At 41.7% G+C, this 813-nt stretch carries 2 protein-coding genes; both read right to left on the minus strand.

Annotated features, from left to right (window positions below; all coding sequences use genetic code 11):
• Window positions 1–408 (minus strand): acyl-CoA dehydrogenase family protein (locus AC1DUW_RS30945; RefSeq protein ID WP_477644469.1); only part of this gene is annotated, 408 nt, incomplete at its 3' end.
• Between the two features lie 4 nt (window positions 409–412).
• Window positions 413–813 (minus strand): acyl-CoA thioesterase (locus tag AC1DUW_RS30950; RefSeq protein ID WP_477644470.1); only part of this gene is annotated, 401 nt, incomplete at its 5' end.

An 813-nucleotide genomic window follows, 5' to 3' on the forward strand; every position in this document is an offset into this window, starting at 1 on the left:
CATTTTTGGGAGGTACATCGCCTTTTGTTTCTCAGTCCCAAAATAGGCAATTGGCAACGCTCCAATCCCGGTCTGCCCTCCAAATGTAATGGAAAACGAACGGCCAAGCGCCATTTTTTCAGATATGATGGACGCACTGACTTTTCCAAGCTCTAGACCGCCATCTTGCTCTGGAATATCTGCGCTGATTAGACCGAGTTCACCTGCCTCTTTGATGAGACGCACAGTTTCATCAAACTCCTGGTTTTCTATGTTTCCTAACGCAGGGTAAACTCTGTTCTTCACAAATTTTTCAGTCATGTCTTTCAGCATAATATGTTCATCATTAAAGTCTTCGGGTGTGAAAATTTCGTCAGGAAGGATGTCAGTATTTAAAAAATGTTTGAGTTCCTTTTTATCCGTAAGCATGTATTCACCTCTTCATAGACTGGTGGGTCTTCGGCATCATTTTTTCCCGGATATCATCAGGAATCGGTAGCGCCTTCGGTTTACCCTCAAATGATGTCCAGGCGCGTAATTCATACCCTTCAGCTACTATTTGTTCGCCTCTAATAAAAGCATGTCGTAATTTGAATACTTTGTTTTGTAATTCTTCAACTGCACTTTGTACAACAACGCTATCCTCAAAGAAAAGAGGACCTTTGAAAACGCAATTAGCCTCTAATAAAGGGACACCAATTTGCTGTTCTGCATAAAGTTTAGAGGATGGATACCCTATGGCTGACAAATATTCATGAGTGGCTTCATCCATCCATTTATAAAAGTTAGGGTAAAACACTATTCCTGCTGCGTCCGTGTCACCCCATCTTACCT

It is taken from the genome of Peribacillus sp. P4_C12 (genome assembly GCF_056402095.1).